Annotated in this window: 21 protein-coding genes; 10 read left to right on the top strand and 11 right to left on the bottom strand. The window is 66.1% G+C overall.

Features of this window, described 5'->3' with window-relative positions; all coding sequences use genetic code 11:
• Positions 1-34 precede the first annotated feature (34 nt).
• Genes atpE through OEL49_RS10130 form a run of 7 tightly spaced genes read left to right on the top strand, consistent with a single transcriptional unit; the run spans position 35 to position 5,679 of the window.
• On the top strand, positions 35-283 hold the full coding sequence (gene atpE, locus OEL49_RS10160; protein WP_014235959.1) for a F0F1 ATP synthase subunit C: 249 nt from the start codon (positions 35-37) through the stop codon (positions 281-283).
• Positions 284-321: 38 nt separating this feature from the next.
• A complete protein-coding gene (locus OEL49_RS10155) occupies positions 322-792 on the top strand; it encodes a F0F1 ATP synthase subunit B (RefSeq protein WP_014235960.1) in 471 nt (156 codons plus the stop codon).
• A gap of 5 nt (positions 793-797) precedes the next feature.
• Positions 798-1,337, top strand: a complete 540-nt coding sequence (locus OEL49_RS10150) for a F0F1 ATP synthase subunit delta (protein ID WP_014235961.1) — start codon at positions 798-800, stop codon at positions 1,335-1,337.
• 9 nt (positions 1,338-1,346) lie between these two features.
• Entirely contained in the window at positions 1,347-2,885 is a 1,539-nt protein-coding gene (atpA, locus tag OEL49_RS10145; protein ID WP_014235962.1) for a F0F1 ATP synthase subunit alpha, read from the top strand.
• 18 nt (positions 2,886-2,903) lie between these two features.
• The gene (atpG, locus tag OEL49_RS10140; protein WP_014235963.1) at positions 2,904-3,767 is read left to right on the top strand and encodes a F0F1 ATP synthase subunit gamma; all 864 of its coding nucleotides are present in this window, start codon (positions 2,904-2,906) and stop codon (positions 3,765-3,767) included.
• 28 nt (positions 3,768-3,795) lie between these two features.
• Positions 3,796-5,199: a F0F1 ATP synthase subunit beta gene (gene atpD / locus OEL49_RS10135; protein ID WP_014235964.1), complete on the top strand. Its 1,404-nt coding sequence runs from the start codon at positions 3,796-3,798 to the stop codon at positions 5,197-5,199.
• Positions 5,200-5,256: 57 nt separating this feature from the next.
• Positions 5,257-5,679: a F0F1 ATP synthase subunit epsilon gene (locus OEL49_RS10130; protein ID WP_014235965.1), complete on the top strand. Its 423-nt coding sequence runs from the start codon at positions 5,257-5,259 to the stop codon at positions 5,677-5,679.
• A gap of 83 nt (positions 5,680-5,762) precedes the next feature.
• Here OEL49_RS10130 and OEL49_RS10125 read toward each other — a convergent pair whose 3' ends face one another.
• The 4 genes from OEL49_RS10125 to OEL49_RS10110 are packed head-to-tail and all read right to left on the bottom strand — an operon-like array spanning position 5,763 to position 8,489.
• Positions 5,763-6,338: a ubiquinone biosynthesis accessory factor UbiJ gene (locus tag OEL49_RS10125; RefSeq protein WP_152090196.1), complete on the bottom strand. Its 576-nt coding sequence runs from the start codon at positions 6,336-6,338 to the stop codon at positions 5,763-5,765.
• 5 nt (positions 6,339-6,343) lie between these two features.
• Positions 6,344-7,255 carry a Tim44 domain-containing protein gene (locus tag OEL49_RS10120; protein WP_152090197.1) on the bottom strand — a complete coding sequence of 304 codons (912 nt, stop codon included), beginning with the start codon at positions 7,253-7,255 and terminating at the stop codon, positions 6,344-6,346.
• 33 nt (positions 7,256-7,288) lie between these two features.
• Positions 7,289-8,023, bottom strand: a complete 735-nt coding sequence (ubiE, locus tag OEL49_RS10115; RefSeq protein ID WP_014235968.1) for a bifunctional demethylmenaquinone methyltransferase/2-methoxy-6-polyprenyl-1,4-benzoquinol methylase UbiE — start codon at positions 8,021-8,023, stop codon at positions 7,289-7,291.
• A gap of 40 nt (positions 8,024-8,063) precedes the next feature.
• Positions 8,064-8,489, bottom strand: coding sequence for a gamma-butyrobetaine hydroxylase-like domain-containing protein (locus OEL49_RS10110; RefSeq protein WP_014235969.1), 426 nt, complete (start codon positions 8,487-8,489; stop codon positions 8,064-8,066).
• 154 nt (positions 8,490-8,643) lie between these two features.
• Between OEL49_RS10110 and phoB the strand changes: the two genes are divergently transcribed.
• Entirely contained in the window at positions 8,644-9,336 is a 693-nt protein-coding gene (gene phoB, locus OEL49_RS10105; RefSeq protein ID WP_014235970.1) for a phosphate regulon transcriptional regulator PhoB, read from the top strand.
• 40 nt (positions 9,337-9,376) lie between these two features.
• A complete protein-coding gene (gene phoR / locus OEL49_RS10100) occupies positions 9,377-10,678 on the top strand; it encodes a phosphate regulon sensor histidine kinase PhoR (protein ID WP_014235971.1) in 1,302 nt (433 codons plus the stop codon).
• Between the two features lie 16 nt (positions 10,679-10,694).
• On the opposite strand, the gene OEL49_RS10095 is transcribed toward phoR, so the two are convergent.
• Both OEL49_RS10095 and OEL49_RS10090 read right to left on the bottom strand, forming a co-directional pair.
• The gene (locus OEL49_RS10095) at positions 10,695-12,308 is read right to left on the bottom strand and encodes a hypothetical protein (RefSeq protein WP_014235972.1); all 1,614 of its coding nucleotides are present in this window, start codon (positions 12,306-12,308) and stop codon (positions 10,695-10,697) included.
• 269 nt (positions 12,309-12,577) lie between these two features.
• Positions 12,578-14,173, bottom strand: coding sequence for a hypothetical protein (locus OEL49_RS10090; protein ID WP_014235973.1), 1,596 nt, complete (start codon positions 14,171-14,173; stop codon positions 12,578-12,580).
• A gap of 176 nt (positions 14,174-14,349) precedes the next feature.
• On the opposite strand from OEL49_RS10090, the gene OEL49_RS10085 reads away from it, so the two are divergent.
• Complete coding sequence (locus tag OEL49_RS10085; protein WP_014235974.1) at positions 14,350-15,726, top strand: deoxyguanosinetriphosphate triphosphohydrolase; 1,377 nt, start codon at positions 14,350-14,352, stop codon at positions 15,724-15,726.
• Here the strand turns inward: OEL49_RS10085 and OEL49_RS10080 are convergent.
• The 5 genes from OEL49_RS10080 to OEL49_RS10060 all read right to left on the bottom strand — a co-directional run bounded on the left by OEL49_RS10080 (position 15,719) and on the right by OEL49_RS10060 (position 18,131).
• Positions 15,719-16,060, bottom strand: a complete 342-nt coding sequence (locus OEL49_RS10080) for a hypothetical protein (RefSeq protein ID WP_014235975.1) — start codon at positions 16,058-16,060, stop codon at positions 15,719-15,721. The two genes, OEL49_RS10085 and OEL49_RS10080, sit on opposite strands and share 8 nt — an antisense overlap.
• A gap of 3 nt (positions 16,061-16,063) precedes the next feature.
• Positions 16,064-16,372 (bottom strand): YqjK-like family protein, encoded by a 309-nt coding sequence (locus tag OEL49_RS10075; RefSeq protein ID WP_014235976.1) that lies wholly within the window; start codon positions 16,370-16,372, stop codon positions 16,064-16,066.
• Positions 16,369-16,776: a phage holin family protein gene (locus OEL49_RS10070; protein ID WP_014235977.1), complete on the bottom strand. Its 408-nt coding sequence runs from the start codon at positions 16,774-16,776 to the stop codon at positions 16,369-16,371. The genes OEL49_RS10075 and OEL49_RS10070 overlap by 4 nt, the downstream gene beginning before the upstream one ends.
• A gap of 111 nt (positions 16,777-16,887) precedes the next feature.
• Positions 16,888-17,208, bottom strand: coding sequence for a DUF883 family protein (locus OEL49_RS10065; protein WP_014235978.1), 321 nt, complete (start codon positions 17,206-17,208; stop codon positions 16,888-16,890).
• 137 nt (positions 17,209-17,345) lie between these two features.
• The gene (locus OEL49_RS10060; RefSeq protein WP_152090202.1) at positions 17,346-18,131 is read right to left on the bottom strand and encodes an exodeoxyribonuclease III; all 786 of its coding nucleotides are present in this window, start codon (positions 18,129-18,131) and stop codon (positions 17,346-17,348) included.
• Positions 18,132-18,137 lie beyond the last annotated feature (6 nt).

Raw genomic sequence — 18,137 nt, 5'->3', positions numbered from 1 at the left:
CAACTTACTACCTCTACTTTTGCAAGGAGCAAACATGGAACACATCCTCGGTTTCGTCGCACTGGCCGCCGGTCTGATCATCGGTCTGGGTGCTATTGGCGCCTGTATCGGTATCGGCATCATGGGCTCCAAGTACCTGGAAGCCTCCGCTCGCCAGCCCGAACTGATGAACGAACTGCAAACCAAGATGTTCCTGCTGGCCGGTCTGATCGACGCCGCCTTCCTGATTGGCGTTGGTATCGCCATGATGTTCGCCTTCGCCAACCCGTTCGTTCTCAAGTAATTCGCGCCTCGAACAACTTTTTTTAAAGGGTTAGAGCCGTGAATCTGAACGCAACTCTGGTCGCCCAGCTCGTTGTGTTCTTCATTTTGGCGTGGTTCACGATGAAATTCGTGTGGCCGCCCATCGTGAAGGCGCTCGACGAGCGAGCGAAAAAAATCTCTGACGGTCTTGCTGCCGCCGATCGTGGCAAGCACGACCTCGAGCTCGCGACCAAGCGCTCGGCGGAAGCCCTGCGCGAAGGCAAGGAAAAGGCCTCCGAACTGATCGCCGGCGCTGACAAGCGCGCCGCCCAGATCATCGACGAAGCCAAGTCCCAGGCGAAGGTTGAAGCTGACCGTATCGTCGCCGCTGCCAAGGCCGAGATCGAACAGGAAGTGGTGCGTGCCAAGGAAGGTTTGCGTGAGCGCGTGGCTGAGCTGGCCGTTGTCGGTGCAGAGAAGATCCTGCGCCGCGAAATCGACGCCAAGGCCCACGCTGACATCCTGAGCACGATCAAACAGGATCTGTAACGCTTATGGCTGAATCCGTCACCATCGCTCGTCCCTACGCGGAAGCAGTTTTCCGCCTGGCGCGCGACGGAAAGGCCCTGGCTCAGTGGTCGGACACCCTGAAGCTGCTGGCTGTCATTGCACAGGACCCCGAAATGGTCCAGTGCATTGGCAACCCGAAGCTTTCGGCCGATCAGCTGACCCAGCTTTTCGTCTCGCTCAGCGGCGAGGCTGCCAAGAATGCCGACGTGACCGGTTTTATCCGGGTTCTCGCGGCAAACGAGCGCCTCTCCCTGCTGCCGCAAGTCCAGGAAATCTACGAGCAGCTCAAGAGTGCCGAAGAGGGCATCAAGGAAGCCGTTGTTTACAGCGCCTTCCCCCTCGATGACGCGCAAGTGAAAAATCTGTTGGGCCAACTTGAAACCCATTTCAGCTCCAAGCTCCAGCCCCGCGTGGTGGTGGATGCAGCGCTGATCGGTGGTATCAAAGTGGCGGTGGGTGACCAGGTCCTCGACGCTTCCGTACGCGGCAAGCTCGAAGCGATGGCTACGGCGCTCAAGAACTAGGAGAAATTCATGCAGTTGAATCCGTCCGAGATCAGCGAACTGATCAAGAGCAAGATTCAAAACCTGCAGGTGGGCGCCGAGACCCGCACGCAGGGTACCGTTGTCTCGGTGACCGACGGCATCTGCCGCGTTCACGGCCTGCAGGATGTAATGCAAGGCGAAATGCTGGAATTCCCCGGCAACACCTTCGGTATGGCCCTGAACCTGGAGCGTGACTCCGTGGGCGCCGTGGTGCTGGGTGAATACGAGCACATTTCCGAAGGTGACACCGTCAAGTGCACCGGTCGCATTCTGGAAGTGCCCGTTGGTCCCGAACTGATCGGCCGCGTGGTTAACGCCCTGGGCCAGCCTATCGACGGCAAGGGCCCCCTGGGCAACAAGCTGACCGACAAGATCGAGAAGGTCGCCCCCGGCGTGATCTGGCGGAAGTCCGTGTCCCAGCCCGTGCAGTCCGGTATCAAGGCTATCGATTCCATGGTTCCCGTCGGCCGCGGCCAGCGCGAACTGATCATCGGTGACCGTCAGACCGGTAAGACCGCTGTGGCCGTTGATGCGATCATCGCCCAGAAGGGTCAGAACATGAAGTGTATCTACGTGGCGGTGGGCCAGAAGGCTTCCACCATCGCCAACGTGGTACGCAAGCTGGAAGAACACGGTGCCATGGAATACACCATCGTGGTGGCCGCTTCCGCTTCTGACTCCGCTGCGCTGCAGTTCATCGCTCCCTACGCCGGCTGCACCATGGGCGAATACTTCCGCGACCGCGGTGAAGACGCCCTGATCATTTATGACGATCTGACCAAGCAAGCCTGGGCCTATCGCCAGATCTCCCTGCTGCTGCGTCGTCCTCCCGGCCGTGAAGCTTACCCCGGTGACGTGTTCTACCTGCACTCCCGTCTGCTGGAACGCGCAGCCCGTGTTTCCGAAGAATGGGTGGAAAAGCTGACCAACGGCGAAGTCAAGGGCAAGACCGGTTCTCTGACCGCTCTCCCCGTGATCGAAACCCAGGCTGGTGACGTGTCCGCCTTCGTGCCGACCAACGTGATCTCCATTACCGACGGTCAGATCTTCCTGGAAACCGACCTGTTCAACGCCGGTGTCCGTCCCGCTATCAACGCCGGTATCTCCGTGTCCCGCGTCGGTGGTGCTGCCCAGACCAAGCTGATCAAGAAGCTGTCCGGCGGTATCCGTACCGACCTGGCCCAGTATCGCGAACTGGCCGCTTTCGCCCAGTTTGCTTCCGATCTGGACGAAGCTACCCGCAAGCAGCTGGAGCGTGGCCGCCGTACCGTGGAAGTGCTGAAGCAGGGCCAATACACCCCGCTGAGCATTGCCGACCAGGCCGTGACTCTGTACGCCATCACCAAGGGCTACGCTGATGACATCGACGTGAAGCGCGTTCTCGAATTCGAGAAGGGCCTGCACGGCTACGTTCGTCAAAAGTACGCCGATCTGGTGACCAAGATGGAAACGTCCAAGGACCTGGATGCTGACGGCGAAAAGCAACTCGTCGAAGCGATCAAGGAATTCAAGGCCGCTTGGGTTTAATCCGTCCAGGAGAGCGTAATGGCTAGCGGCAAGGAAATCCGCAACAAGATCAAGAGCGTGGAAAACACGCGCAAGATCACCAAGGCCATGGAGATGGTGGCCGCGTCGAAGATGCGCAAGGCGCAGGAACGTATGCGTCAGGCGCGTCCTTATGGCGAGAAGATCCGCCGCGTGGCCGCCCACCTCTCTCATGCGCTGACCGAGTACAAGCATCCGTTCCTGGTGAAGCGTGATCCGATCAAGAAGGCCGGCATCATCGTCGTGACCTCCGACAAGGGCCTGTGCGGCGCGTTGAACTCCAACGTGCTGCGCAACGTCCTGAACCAGATGAAGGACCTGGAAAGCCAGGGCATCGCCATCCAGGCGACCGCCATCGGCAACAAGGGTCTGGGCTTCCTGCAGCGTTCCGGCGCCAGCGTCGTTTCCCAGGTCACCGGCCTGGGCGATACGCCCCACCTGGAACGCCTGATCGGGCCCGTCAAGGTTCAGCTCGATGCCTACATCAACGGTGAGATCGACCAGTTGTTCATCGCCTACACCCGCTTCGTGAACACCATGAAGCAGGAGCCGGTTATCGAGCAGCTGCTGCCCCTGTCCGGTGAGGTCGTGGGCTCCGAGTCCGCCCGTTGGGACTACGTCTACGAGCCCGACGCCAAGTCCGTGATCGACGACCTGCTGGTCCGCTATGTCGAAGCGCTGATCTATCAGTCAGTGGCTGAAAGCATGGCTTCCGAGCAGAGCGCCCGGATGGTGGCCATGAAGTCGGCTTCCGACAACGCCAAGAATGTGATCGGCGAACTGAAACTGGTCTACAACAAGACCCGTCAGGCAGCGATTACCAAGGAATTGTCCGAAATCGTCAGCGGCGCAGCGGCGGTCTAACTGGTTTCTATAGTTTGAGGGATTCAAAATGAGTCAAGGTATGATCGTTCAGTGCATCGGCGCTGTGGTGGACATCCAGTTCCCCCGCGAAGCCATGCCCAAGGTCTATGACGCCCTGATGCTCGATGTGGCCGAAGAGCACGCCAACATCGAAAAGGGTCTGACCTTCGAAGTTCAGCAACAGCTGGGTGACGGCATTGTCCGTACCATCGCCCTGGGTTCTTCCGACGGCCTGCGCCGCGGTATGAAAGTGAACAACACCGGCAAGCCCATTTCCGTGCCCGTGGGCCACGGTACCCTGGGTCGCATCATGGACGTGCTGGGTCGCCCCATCGACGAAGCCGGCCCCATCGCTTCCGACGAAACGCGCGCCATTCACCAGAAGGCTCCCGCTTTCGACGAGCTGTCCCCCTCCGTGGAACTGCTCGAAACCGGCATCAAGGTGATCGACCTGATCTGCCCGTTCGCCAAGGGCGGCAAGGTGGGTCTGTTCGGTGGCGCCGGCGTGGGCAAGACCGTGAACATGATGGAGCTGATCAACAACATCGCCAAACAGCACTCCGGTCTGTCCGTGTTTGCTGGCGTGGGTGAGCGTACCCGTGAAGGTAACGACTTCTACCACGAGATGAAGGACTCCAACGTGCTGGACAAGGTGGCCATGGTGTTCGGTCAGATGAACGAGCCCCCCGGCAACCGTCTGCGCGTGGCGCTGACCGGCCTGACCATGGCCGAGCGTTTCCGTGACGAAGGCCGTGACATCCTGTTCTTCGTGGACAACATCTACCGCTACACCCTGGCCGGTACCGAAGTGTCCGCTCTGCTGGGCCGTATGCCGTCCGCCGTGGGCTACCAGCCCACCCTGGCCGACGAAATGGGCCGCCTGCAGGAACGGATCACCTCCACCAAGGTGGGTTCCATCACCTCCATCCAGGCCGTGTATGTGCCTGCCGATGACTTGACCGACCCGTCCCCCGCCACCACCTTCCTCCACCTGGACTCCACCGTCGTGCTGTCCCGGGACATCGCTGCGCTGGGTATCTACCCCGCCGTGGATCCCCTGGACTCCACCTCCCGCCAGCTGGATCCCCAGATCGTGGGCGAAGAGCACTACAACGTGGCCCGCGGCGTGCAGATGACCCTGCAGCGCTACAAGGAACTGCGCGACATCATCGCCATTCTGGGTATGGACGAACTGGCTCCCGAAGACAAGCTGGCCGTGGCCCGCGCTCGTAAGATCCAGCGCTTCCTGTCCCAGCCCTTCCACGTGGCCGAAGTGTTCACCGGCTCTCCCGGCAAGTACGTGCCGCTGAAGGAAACGATCAAGGGCTTCAAGATGATCGTGGCCGGCGAGTGCGACAACCTGCCGGAACAGGCCTTCTACATGGTCGGCTCCATCGAAGAGGCCTTCGAAAAGGCGAAGACCCTCCAGTAATCAACCGGTAAGCCGCATCCCGTCCGGGGTGCGGCCATCCTGAGGGGAACCCCTATCATGGCATTGAGAGTACATGTAGACGTGGTCAGCGCCGAAGAGTCCATCTTCTCCGGCGAAGCTGAATACGTGGTGCTCCCGGGCGAAGCCGGCGAACTCGGCATCTACCCGCGGCACACCCCGCTGCTGACCCGTATCAAGCCCGGTACCGTGCGTATCAAGGTGCCGGATGCCGAGTTCGAGATGATCTACGTCTCCGGCGGCATGCTGGAAGTTCAGCCCACCATCGTGACCGTGCTGGCCGATACCGCTATCCGCGGTGGCGACCTGGACGAGGCGAAGGCGCTGGAAGCCAAGAAGGCAGCGGAAGAAGCCCTGCAGAACCGCTCTGCCGAAATGGACTACGCCAAGGCCGAAGCCGAACTGGCTGAAGCCGTGGCCCAGCTGGCAACCATCGAGCAGCTGAAGAAGCGCAAGCACTAAGCAGCTGATCGTCGCAGCACAAAAAAGGCAGCCTCCGGGCTGCCTTTTCTTTTGTGTGTTTGGGAAGTTCTGGCTGGATTGAGTCAGCCCTGCAGACGCTCCAGGCGGGCGGCCAGGGCATCGGCCTCCGTCGCAGCGGCGGAAACGGCCTGCTGATGGCCCTGCCATTCGCGGCGCTGGATGGGGCCGCCGGCGCCCTGCTCGTGTCTGAAATATTCGCCAAAGTTGGCGTTGAGGCGGCTCCAGGCCTCCTTTTGCCAATTGAAGAGGCTGGCACCCAGTCCCGCCAGGCGCCGGGCCGGAATGTCGCCCAGCAGGCGCGCCAGGTCTTCTTCCGCATCCCAGCGCAGGTTGCGGAAGACAAAGCCCAGGGCTTCGGCGAAATCGGCCGTGCCTTCCAGACGGGCGGCTGCCAAGGCTTCCTGGGGATGGCCGAAGAAGCGCAAAGGGGCATGTTCCGGCAGGCTGATGAGGACGTCGGGAGCGGCCAGGGGGCCGCCGTGCAGGGTACCGTCCTCGGCCACGGTCAGGTCCAGGCTGAACCAGGGCGGCAGGGAAATCCTGGCACCGCGGCCGGCGAAGGGCCGCAGGCGCTGGCGCGCCCACGGCTCCCGGCCCAGCAGGTGATTGAGCCCGGCGAGGAAGGGACGGTCCAACATGGGGTTCAGGACAGTTGCTGAATGCCGGCGACCATCCAGCCCCGGCTGCCGTCGGTGGGCTTGACCAGGTGCCAGACTTCGTCGAAGGGCGCCGGTGCTGCGTCCTTCTCTTCCCGCAGCAGGCCGTTGAAACGGACACTGGCGATGTGGCGGCCGGTCTCGCTGACCACCTCCAGCAGGCTGGCGTTGAGCTGTACCACATCGGTCTGCTGGGCCTTGCCGCCCCGCTCGCTCAGTTGCAGCTGCACTTCGGCGAACATCTCGGGGGCCAGGAACTCCCGCATGTCGTCCAGGTTGCCCTGGTCGTTGGCGGCCTGGAGGCGGACGAAGTTGAGCTTGGCCACCCGCAGGAAACCTTCGCTGTCGAAATCGGCAGGAATGTTGGCTGCGGCGGCCGGCGCAGCCTCAGCGGCCGGGACGGCTGCGTTGCCGCCACCCACGGGCGTCACTTCCGGCATGGGAGCCATGGAGGGGCCGCCGACCCCGGCATACTGCAGGGGTTCGGAGCGCGGCGCCGCTGCAGCCGGGCGGCGGAAAATGAGGCGGAAAACGAACACGGCAGCCATGGCCAGCAGGGCGATCATGAGGAAGTTAGCCATGCCTTCGCCGAAGCCGAAGTGGGAAGCCAGGGCGGCCAGGCCGATACCGGCGGCCAGGCCAGCGATGGGACCGAGCCAGCTGCGCTTGGGCGCAGCCTGGGGTGCCGGCGCACCGGCGGTGGCAGGCTGGGCCTGCTGGGCCGGAGCGGCGTTCTGCTTGGGGGCCGTGGTGCCGCTGGGGGCGGTGTTGTGCTGGGGCGTGACGCTGCGCTGCATGCCGCTGCTGCGGCCGCCGCCGAGGCGGGCGGCATCGGCATCGGGGGCGACCAGGGCCAGGCCCAGAACCAGGGTGCACAGGGCGATCAAGGGCTTCTTCACTGATGTCTCTCCTCGTTGTTGGTATGGGTACGCTTAGTACTTGTAACCGCGGTGCAGGGCGACCACGCCCATGGTCAGGTTGAAGTATTCGACCTTTTCCAGGCCCACCTGTTCCATGATGCCCTTGAGGGTTTCCTGATCCGGATGCACGCGGATGGATTCGGACAGGTAGCGATAGCTGTCCGGGTCCTTGACGATCAGCTGGCCCAGGCGGGGGATGACCTGGAAGGAGTAGAAGTCGTAGAAGGGCGCCAGGGGCTTCCACACCTGGGAGAACTCCAGCACCAGCAGGCGGCCGCCCGGCTTCAGGACCCGGCGCATCTCGGCCAGGGCCTTGTCCTTGTGGGTCATGTTGCGCAGGCCGAAGGCCACCGTGACCACGTCGAAATAGTCGTCGGGGAAGGGCAGCTTCTCCGCATCGCACTGGGCCACGGGGACGACGAAGCCCTTGTCGCAGAGGCGGTCCCGGCCCCGGGTCAGCATGGCGTTGTTGATGTCGGTGAGCCACACCTGGCCGCTCTTGCCGGCCTTCTTGGCAAAGGCCAGGGACAGGTCGCCGGTGCCTCCGGCCACGTCCAGCACCCGGCTGCCTTCGCGCACGCCGCTCTGGGCGATGGTGAAGGCCTTCCACAGGCGGTGCAGGCCGCCGGACATGAGGTCGTTCATCAGGTCGTAGCGCTGGGCCACGGAAGAGAAGACGTCGGCCACCTTCTGGGCCTTTTCGGCCTCGTCGACCTGTTGATAGCCGAAATGAGTTTTGTCGCCCATGATGGGAATCCGTTTAGCTAAGCGTTGAAATGGGGAAAGGTCAGTGCTTGCCGCAACCGCCCTGGGGGCGGGGCGGCGGCGGGGGCAGGTCGGCCGGGTCCCGGGAGAGGCCGGCGGCGGCGAGCTTTGCCAGGTACTCCTGCCACAGGGCGTCCCGGTTGAGGCCCAGTTCGTAGAGGTAGTCCCAGGAGTAGAGGCCGCTGTCGTGGCCGTCGGAAAAGACCAGCTTGATGGCGTAGTTGCCGACCGGCTCCACGCGCTCGATCTCCACCGCCTGCTTGCCGGCCTGCAGCCGTTCCTGGCCGGGGCCGTGGCCCCGCACCTCGGCGGAGGGGGAGAGCACTCGCAGGAACTCGTAGGCGAGTTCAAAGCGCTGTCCGTCGGCGAAGCTGATTTCCAGCAGTTGGGATTTCTGGTGCAGCTTGATTTCGGTGGGAATGGGAGTTTCCCGATTGAGCCCGGCCATGGCCGCAAATCCTGCAAAAAAGACGCGCTATCATAGCGCAGATGGGGCCTGGCCGGGACGTCGGGCCCGTGCCGGACGATCCGTTCCGGCTGTCATCAATTTGTCACCTGGCTGCAATAGACTTTTCTGCAAAGCTTAACGGACAACCAACCCAATGCCAGCCAACATCCTTGTCGTCGAAGACGAACCCTCGATCCAGGAACTGATCGCCGCCAATCTGCAGCATGCCGGGCACCAGGTGCTGCGGGCCTACGATGCCGAAGAGGCGGAGCGCAAGGTGCGCGAGGTGCTGCCCGACGTGGTCCTGCTGGATTGGATGCTGCCCGGCATGTCCGGTGTGCAGTTCGCCCGCAAGCTGCGGGCCGACGAGCGGACCAAGGACGTGCCCATCATCATGCTCACCGCCCGGGGCGAGGAGCACGACAAGATCGCCGGCCTCGAAGCCGGGGCCGACGACTACGTCACCAAACCCTTCTCCCCCCGGGAGCTGCAGGCCCGCATCAAGGCAGTGCTGCGCCGGCGGGCGCCCCAGATGACCGAGGACCCGGTGGATATCGAAGGCCTGCGCCTGGATCCCATCACCCACCGGGTGCTGGGCAACGGCAGCCCGGTGGACCTGGGGCCGACGGAGTTCCGCCTGCTGCACTTCTTCATGACCCACCCGGAGCGGGTCCACAGCCGGGCCCAGCTGCTGGACCAGGTGTGGGGCGATCATGTGTTCGTCGAGGAGCGCACCGTGGATGTGCACATCCGCCGCCTGCGCTCCGCCCTGGAGCCCACCGGCCACGAACGCCTGATCCAGACCGTGCGCGGCAGCGGATACCGTTTCTCCACCCAGGCCGGTTAAACTGCCGCCCTGACCACTTCTTCCTGATCGGTCTGTCCTCATGGTCAAAGCCGTCTGGCTGCGCGCCTTCTTCTTCCTCTTCCTGCTTTGTGCCGTCACCGGTCCCGTCTGGATCTTCGTCGGCCGCCAGCAGGCCTGGGAAACCTTCTGCGGCGGCCTGCTGCTCTACCTGCTGTACCACCTGTGGTTCCTTTCCAAGCTCATGCGCTGGCTGCGCGGGCCCCTGGACGCCCGGGTGCCCGCCGGCTGGGGCATCTGGGAAGTGGCCTTCGCCGGCCTGCACCGCCGGGTGCGCATCCGCCTGGAGCAGCAGCACTCCCTGGCCCGGGCCCTGGAGCGCTTCCGCCTGGCCGGCGAGGCCCTGCCCGACGGGGTGGTGGTCTTCAACCGGCACCGCCAGATCGACGGCCTCAATGCCCAGGCCGCCGCCCACTTCAATCTCAACCCGGCCACCGACCGGGGCCAGCCGGTCACCAACCTGATCCGCCAGCCGGAGATGGTGAGCTACCTCAGCGCCGGCCAGTTCGACGAGCCCCTGCTGCTGCAGAACGACCTGCACAAGGGCCAGACCTTGCAGATCCAGGTGATCCCCTATGGCGACGACCAGAACCTGCTCATCAGCCGGGACATCAGCCAGCTGGAGCGCCTGGAAAACATGCGCCGGGATTTCGTCGCCAACGTCTCCCACGAACTGAAGACGCCCCTGACCGTGGTCAGCGGCTTCGTCGAGATGCTGGTGGATGATTTCGACGCCTATCCCCGGGAAGACGCCCTGCACTACCTGCGCCTGGTGCAGGAGCAGTCGGGACGCATGCAGCACCTGATCGACGACCTGCTGACCCTCTCCGCCCTGGAGACCGGCAGCCTGACCCCCCTGGACGAACGGGTGGAAGTGCCGGCCCTGCTGGCCTCTATTCAGCAGGAAGCCCAGGCTCTCTCCGCCGGGCGGCACCAGATCAGCCTGGTGTGCGACGGCCCTCCGGTGCTGCTGGGCTGTGCCAACGAACTGCGCAGCGCCTTCGGCAACCTGGCGTCCAACGCCGTGCGCTACACGCCGGATGGCGGCCGGGTGGAACTGATCTGGCAGCGCACCGCCGACGGCGCCGCCTTCACCGTGGCCGACAGCGGCATCGGCATCGCGCCCCAGCACATTCCCCGGCTCACCGAGCGCTTCTACCGGGTGGACCGCAGCCGCTCCCGGGAGACCGGCGGCACCGGCCTCGGTCTGGCCATCGTCAAGCACGTGCTGACACGGCACCAGGGCCGTCTCGAAGTGGAGAGCGAGGCCGGCAAGGGCAGCCGCTTCTCCGCCTGCTTCCCGGCCCTGCGCATTCCCGACTGAGGCGCCGGCAATCGCCCTAGCCGCAGACGCTGAAGCTGACCCGCTCGAAATCGGCGCCGCCTTGCAGCAGCTCTTCCAGCTGCACCAGCCAGGTGCCGTCACTGTGGATTTCCACCTGGCGCCGGGCTCCGTACCAGCCCAGGGGCAGGATCAGGGAAGCCCCTTGTTCCAGGCTTGGGACCGGCGGCAGCAGAAAGGCCCGCACATAGGGCTCCGAGGGCGAATGGTCGGCGCCATGGTGGCGCACCGCCACTGCCTGGGGCCGGCCCGCCACCAGGCTGATGCCGGCCACCAGTCCGCCGGCCTCGGCGCCGTCCCGCTCCTGCATGACCCAATTGGCCTGGCCGAGCATGAACTGCTCCGCCGCCTCACCGGCCACCCCCACCAACTGCCCCTGCTGTAGCCGCTGGCCGGCGCCGTCCCGGCGCAGGCGGTAGCCGGCGGCCGACTCGTTGGCCACGCTCCAGGTATCGGCAGCGAAAGCCAGGCGGGCCGAGGCGACCGCCAGGGGCTGGCTCGGGTCCACCTGGTGGCGGAAGATGAAGAGGCTGTCGAACTCCTGGCGGGAATAGACCCGCACATTGTCGGGCTGCACGAACTCCCGGCCGGCGACAAAGTAGTGCAGGGCTTCCCAGCCGACGCAAAGACGCAGCCGGCCCTTGCCCGGGTGGCGCCGGAAGCGGCGCAGGGCGGGGGTCTGGGACCATGGGCGAAAAAGCAGGGCGAGCAGGTGGACGCACTGGCTGGCGCTGCAGCCTTCGCCCAGGCCGGCGTCCACCGGTGAGAGCCGGGCCTTGAGGCCCTGGTGGGCCTGGCGCAGGCGCAGGGTCAGGCGCGAAGTGTCGAGGCGGCGCAGGGTCGGTGCGTCCGCCGTCGCGTCATGGGGCTGGAGGCCGCCGTCCCGAAGCAGATCAACGACGAAGCGGGGCGCGCCATCGCCCGCTGCCAGGGCGTCGATCCCCACCAGGGGCGCCCATAGCCGGGCCCAGCGCCAGGCCAGTTCCAGCTGGCGCTGGGAAAGGCTGTAGGGGCCGGCCAGTTCCAGCAGCAGGGCGGCGTTGTAGATGGCGGCGCAATGGCCCTGGCCGTGTTCCGGCATCTCGGGATCGGCTACTGGCAGGGTGGCCACGCCCCATTCCTCGGCGCTGCCGAAATAGCCATGGAGCTCGAGCCACAGGCCTGCGTCCAGTTCGCGCCGGGCCCGGTAGTGCTCGACCATGACCAGGGCGGTGTAGTGCAGGCAGCGGTGCAGGATCAGGGCCAGCCGCTCCGGCGTGTCCTGGCCTGGCTCCAGCCCCTGGGCGACCCGGGCGTAGGCCTGGGCCATGCGTCGCCAGGCGGCCGTGACCGCGACGAAGGTCGTTTCTTCCTGGTCCGCCAGGGGCAGGGGGCGGTTGAGGTAGCGTCTGGCCAGCTCCTCCTGGGCGAAGGCGAGGGGCGTGCGGGCCTGCTCCAGGAGCTGCAGGGCGGCCAGGGGCGCCGGCGGGGCAGTCAGCAGGCTGTGCTGGAAGCGGACCAGGCCGTCATGCAGGAGGGGCGGGTCTGCCAGGGGCAGCCGCGCCAGGAAGGCCGCCCCGCTTGGCAGATCGGGGAAGGCCAGGGCGACGCCGGCAGCGTTCGGGTTGCCCATGGCCTAGCCCTCCCGCCCGGACCGGCCGACGGTGCCGGCCGGGGGGCTCGTGAGACCCGGGGAGCGGGCGCTGCCGGCGGCGTTGTGGCAGGAGGGGACGGAACCCGGAGGTCGCAGCGTGGACCGGCGGGGACATGCGGGGGCGGTGCGTGGTGCACTGGTGGGGGCTGGCATGGCGGCGCTCTTCCTGGCGATGGTCCCGGGTCCGGCAACGGCCCGGGAATGGCTTGATTCTTGGGCCCCGGCGGGGCGCCGCCCAAGGAACTAAGTCACGCCGCCTCGTTGCTGCCGCAGCTCACCAGGTCGAAGTCGTGGCCGCTGAAGACCACCTTGTCCAGACGGTAGCGGCGGGACTGGCCCTGTTCCAGCTCCACCGGGCGGTTCTTCAGGTACCAGCCCCGGGGCAGCACCAGGTCGGGCAGGGCGCCCGGATCGGCACCGACGGGCTGGATGATGAAGCCGCCGACGCTGGCCTGGAGCGGCAGGTTGGCCCCCAGGGCCGTCACCGCCACCCCCAGGGCCAGGCCCGGCAGGCGCTTGGCCTTGGCCACGACGCCGCCGCTGCCGGTCTGCATCAGGCTGCTGAGGCGGGTCAGCACCAGCTGCCCGTCCTCCCCGGCAATGGCCGCCAGCTGGCCCACTGCGACCCGGGCGCCGCCTTCGGGGCGGTACAGGCGGAAGGCGTGGGCGCTCTGCTCCAGCAGGGTCCAGGTTTCGCCGCTGTAGCGCTGGCTGGCTTCTTCCCTGACGCTGCTGGCGTCGTCCCGGGCGGTGCCGAACACGGCCAGCCGCTCCGCGTCCTGGCGGGAATACTGGTAGGCGGCGGCCGCCGCCTTGGGCCGGTGCATCTCGCGGCCGGTGAGGCGGTAGTGGATGGCCTCGTAGCCGAGCACCACCTCCGCCGTGCCGATGGGCTGGCGCAGGTCGAAGGCCCGGGCGATGGCTTCCTGGGACCAGGGGTACTTGAGGTGGGCCAGCAGGCGCTGGGCGTCGCCGGGGCTGACCTCGTCGCCCAGCTGCAGGTCCGCCGGCGACACCGCCTCGGCCAGGCGCCGCCGCAGCTTGCGCATGTGGCTGGCCAGGTCGGCGGTGACGAGTCGGCGCACCTGGGGGCCGAGGATGGCGGAGGGCAGGGGCTTGGCCACCGGCCGGTCGCTTTCCAGGTCGATGACGAAGGGGGCCGGCTCGCCGGCGTCGATGCTGGCGATCTGCACCAGCTGGGCCAGGGCCCGGGACCAGCGCCACACCACCGGAATGTCGCGGGAACGCAGGGAATAGGGCTTGGAAAGGTCGAACAACAGCACCGCCGCATAGCTGCGGGCGCAACTGAGACTGCGCCCCTTGGGGTCCTGGAACACCAGGTCGGCCACCTGGCGCCGTTCGCTCTCGGCGTAGATGGCGTGGAAGGACTGCCACAGGCCGTCGGGAATCTGGAAGCGGGCCTCCAGGTGTTCGGCCAGGGCCATGCCGCGGCAGAACAGGGCCCGTTCCAGGACCGCCGCCGTGTCGGCGTCGCTGCCGGCCGGGGGCTCGGCGGCCAGCCAGGCGTCGGCGGCGTCCTGCCACAGCTGCACGGTGCGCTGGAACAGGGCCAGTTCCTGGCCCGCGTAGGGCAGGGGGCGGGACAGGTAGCGGCGGGTGGCTTCGTCCTGGACGAAGGCCAGGGCCTTTTCCGCCTGGGCCAGGACGGGAGCCTGCTCCAGGGGCGGCAGGGGATGCCGGGCCAGGGTGGTGAAGAAGCGGGTCAGGGCTTCATGGGTGCGCACCGGATCGGCCATGGGCAGGCGGCCGAGGAAGGCGGCGGCATCGGCACCGCTGCGCAATTCCAGGGGCTGGGCGGCGGTGAGGGTAGCGGGTTTCATCATGACGCACCTCCGGAGGTGACGTAGCTTTTTTGTTCTTTAAGCTTAGATGAGAATTCAGCCGGAAACGGGGGCGAGGCCGGTCTTATGGGCAGCCATTGTGCCTGCCGGGCCCCGAAACGCCAAGGCGCCACCGTATAATCGGAATCCCTGCTCCCCATCCCCGGCTCACCCATTCCATGAATGACCGTCAACTGGCCAGCCTCTGGCAGCAACGTCTTTCCACCCGCCGCTTCAAGGTCAAGGCCGGCGAGATCATCGAGGCCCGGGCATCCACGGCGGCGGAAGGGGCGGCGGGGCTGCGCACCGAATATCACATCGACCACGACCGGGTGGTCTTCTCCACCGCCTTCCGGCGCCTGGGGCGCAAGACCCAGGTCCATCCCCTGGCCACCCACGACCACACCCACAACCGCCTCACCCACAGCGTCGAAGTGGCCTGCGTCGGCCGCAGCCTGGGCAACCGGGTGGGGGCCATGATGGCCGAGCAGGGCTATCTGCCGGAGGGCATCACCCCCTTCGACCTGGGCATGGTGGTGCAGGTGGCCTGCCTGGCCCACGACATCGGCAATCCCCCCTTCGGCCACACCGGCGAGGATGCCCTGCGGGCCTGGTTCCGCGATGCCCGCAACGCTTCCTTCCTGACCGGCCTGTCCGAGGCCGAGCGCCTCGATGTGCAGACCTTCGAGGGCAACGCCCACGGCTTTCGCATGGTCTCCCGCCTGGAGATGTACGCCAACGAAGGCGGCATGCGCCTCACCGCCGCCGCCCTGGGGGCCATGATCAAGTATCCGTGGACCGTGGCCGCCAGCCCCAAGCCGGGCAAGTTCAATTTCTACCAGTCCGAACTGGCCTATTTCGAGGCCGTGGCCGAGGCCCTGGGACTGCCCCGGAGCGGAGACCGCTGGGGGCGCCATCCCCTGTCCTACCTGATGGAGGCGGCAGACGACGTCTGCTACGCCATCCTGGACCTGGAGGATGCGGTGGAAATGGGCATCCTGGAGGTGGAGGAGTTCGAGCGCCTGATCAACCCCCTGGCCGCCGCCGAGAGCGGCCGGGTGTGGGAGAGCCCCGGCGCCCGCCAGCGCTGCGCCATGCTGCGCGGCGTCGCCGTGGGGCGTTGCGTCAATGCCATCAGCGAAGCCTTCATCAAGAACCTGCGCTCCCTCACCGACGGCACCTTCAGCGAAAGCACCGGCGCCAAGGACCTGCTGGCGGCCTGTCCGGAGGATGTGGACCGGGTCCTCTCCGAGGCCAAGGACCTGGCCCGGCGCCGGGTCTACCGCCATAAGAGCAAGGTCATGACCGAGCTGGCGGCCTATCCCTGCCTGGCTTCCATCCTGGATGTGCTGGTGCCGGCGGTGCATGCCCAGGTGACGGGCAGCGGCGAGGTGGACAACCGGCAGAAGACGGCCCTCTCCCTGCTGGAGGTGCCGGTGCGGCGCGAGGCGGGGCTTTACGCCGCCTACATGGAAGTGCTGGATTACGTCGGCGCCATGACCGACAACGCGGCGGCAACCCTGGCCCGGGAAATTTCCGGCGTGGGGATTATCTGAGGGCGTTGCGGCGCAGCCGGCGGCGGTCCAGCCACCAGGCGTAGAAGGGCAGGATCAGGGCCGAGCCCGGCAGCAGCAGGAACAGCAGGTAGGGCGAGAGGCGGGAGAGGCGCCGCAGGTGGCGCAGCAGTTCGGCCTTTTCCTCGGTGGTCCAGTGGCCGCCATTGCGGGTCTTCATCAGCAGGGGCATCAGTCCCCGCATCTGCAGCACTTCCGTGATGACCTGGCGCGACTGCCGCTTCTGGGCGGCGAGAATCTGCCGCAGCAGCGTTTCTTCAGGGACAGGGGCAGGGTCGGCGGCGGCGGTGGCCGCCGTGTTCTCGGGCGGGGCCATGGCTCAGCCCCGGCTGCGTTGGCTGAGGTCGTTCAGGCGCTGCCGCAGGGCAACGTAGGTCTTCCAGCCGAAATAGCCGCGCCGCAGCCAGCGGAAGACCCGCTTCGGCCGCAGAATGAAGCTGAAGGCCAGGCCGGCGCCCACGGTTCCCGGATGTTCCCTGAGCCAGCGCAGTCCCTGGGCCCCCGTGTCGGCGGCTCCCAGGGTGGTGGCCAGGGGCCAGCTGTCCCGGGCCAGGGCTTCGCGCTGGGCCTGGATCTTGGCGGAGAGGCGGCCCCGCTTGTGGGCCAGCTCGAGCAGGCGCTCGTTCATGGCCGGGGCTGCTCCCCGTCGGCCTCGGCCTGGGCGGCGCGCAGGGCTTCCAGATCGGCCTGCAGCTCGCTGATGCTGCTGGCGAAGAGGCCGGAGCGGCGGCGGGAGAGGCGCAGGGCCGTGGCGGTGAGGGCCAGGCCGCCACCGATGAAAATCAGGGAGAAAACGGCAAAGATGACGATGCGGCTTTCCCAGAAGGCGGCAGCCACCAGGGCCACCAGCAGCACCATGCCGATGCACAGGAAGACCAGGGCGGCGACGCTGAACACCAGCAGCTGGGTGAGACGGATCTTTTCCTCTTCCAGTTCGGCACCGAGCAGTTCCAGGCGCGTCTTGCCCGTCGCCACCAGGGTGGCGAGCAGACGTTTCAGGGAAGCAAAGAAGCCCGCGCTTTGATCGGCCATGGGTTTACCGGAGTGGATGTGGAACGGGATGGAACGGAAAAACAAGCCCGGAAGGCGCGCCACGCGTGCCGGAGCACGCGCCGTCCTTCCGGGAGGCGTTACGGCTGCAGCTTAGCGGCGGCCGATGATGACGCCGAGCAGCAGGCCCACGCCGGCGGCGATGCCGACGGCCTTCCAGGGGTTTTCATGGACGAAGTCGTCGGTGGCGCGGGCGGCGGCCTTGGTCTTGTCCACCAGGGCGGCTTCGGCGTCGGCCAGGCGGATCTTGGCGTCCCGCAGGCGGTCCTGGATTTTCTCGCGCAGTTCGGAAACCTTTTCGCCGGCGGAGCTGGCGGTAGCGCGCAGCAGTTCTTCGGCGTCGGCAACCACCACCTTCAGGTCGGTGACCAGCTTTTCCTTGGAGACGGCGGACAGATCGGTATTGGCATTCATGGCGATTCCTCTTCTCGGAGTATGTTGCGGAAATCTTGCAGCGGGGCTCACAGCAGGGCCGTCAGTGCGAGTTGACCAGAGTAACGGGAGTCCGCCCCAAAATCAACGAGCCCATGCAGGCGGCAAATGACAGGGGCCTAGGCGGGGGCGAAGTCGTAGTCCACGATCAGGGGAGCGTGGTCGGAGAAGCGCTGCTCCTTGTAGACAAAGGCCTCCCGGGCGGTGGCGGCGATGCCGGGGGTGGCAATATGGTAATCGATGCGCCAGCCCACGTTCTTGGCCCGGGCCTGGCCCCGGTTGGACCACCAGGTGTAGGCCTCGCCGGTGGCTTCCGGATGCAGGCGGCGGTACACGTCGACCCAGCCCTTGTGCTCGAACAGATCGCCGATCCAGGCCCGCTCTTCGGGCAGGAAGCCGGAATTCTTCAGGTTGCCCTTCCAGTTCTTCAGGTCGATTTCCTGATGGGCGATGTTCCAGTCGCCGCACAGCACCACTTCCCGGCCTTCGGCCTGGAGCGCGGCGAGCACGGGCGCGAATTCGTCCATGAACTGGAACTTCGCTTCCTGCCGTTCCGGCGAGCTGGAGCCGGAGGGCACATACACGGAAATGACCGAGAGATTGCCGAAATCGGCGCGGATGTAGCGGCCTTCGGCGTCGAAGCCGGCATGGCCGATGCCTTCGCTGACCCGGTCCGGCTGCTGGCGGCACCACAGGCCGACACCGCTGTAACCCTTCTTCTCGGCATAGTGGAAATAGCCGGTGAAGCCGGGCGGATTGGACATTTCCGGGGTCAGGTCCGGGGCCTGGGCCTTCAGTTCCTGCAGGCAGACGATGTCGGCGTCCTGGGCGGCCAGCCATTCGGCCAGGCCCTTGTTGAAGGCGGAGCGGATGCCGTTGAGATTGAGGGAGATGATGCGTAACATTGCCTT

Origin of the sequence: Azospira sp., from assembly GCF_030247495.1 — a bacterium.
Lineage (GTDB): Bacteria > Pseudomonadota > Gammaproteobacteria > Burkholderiales > Rhodocyclaceae > Azospira > Azospira oryzae.
This window is presented reverse-complemented; position numbering and strand designations above follow the sequence as displayed.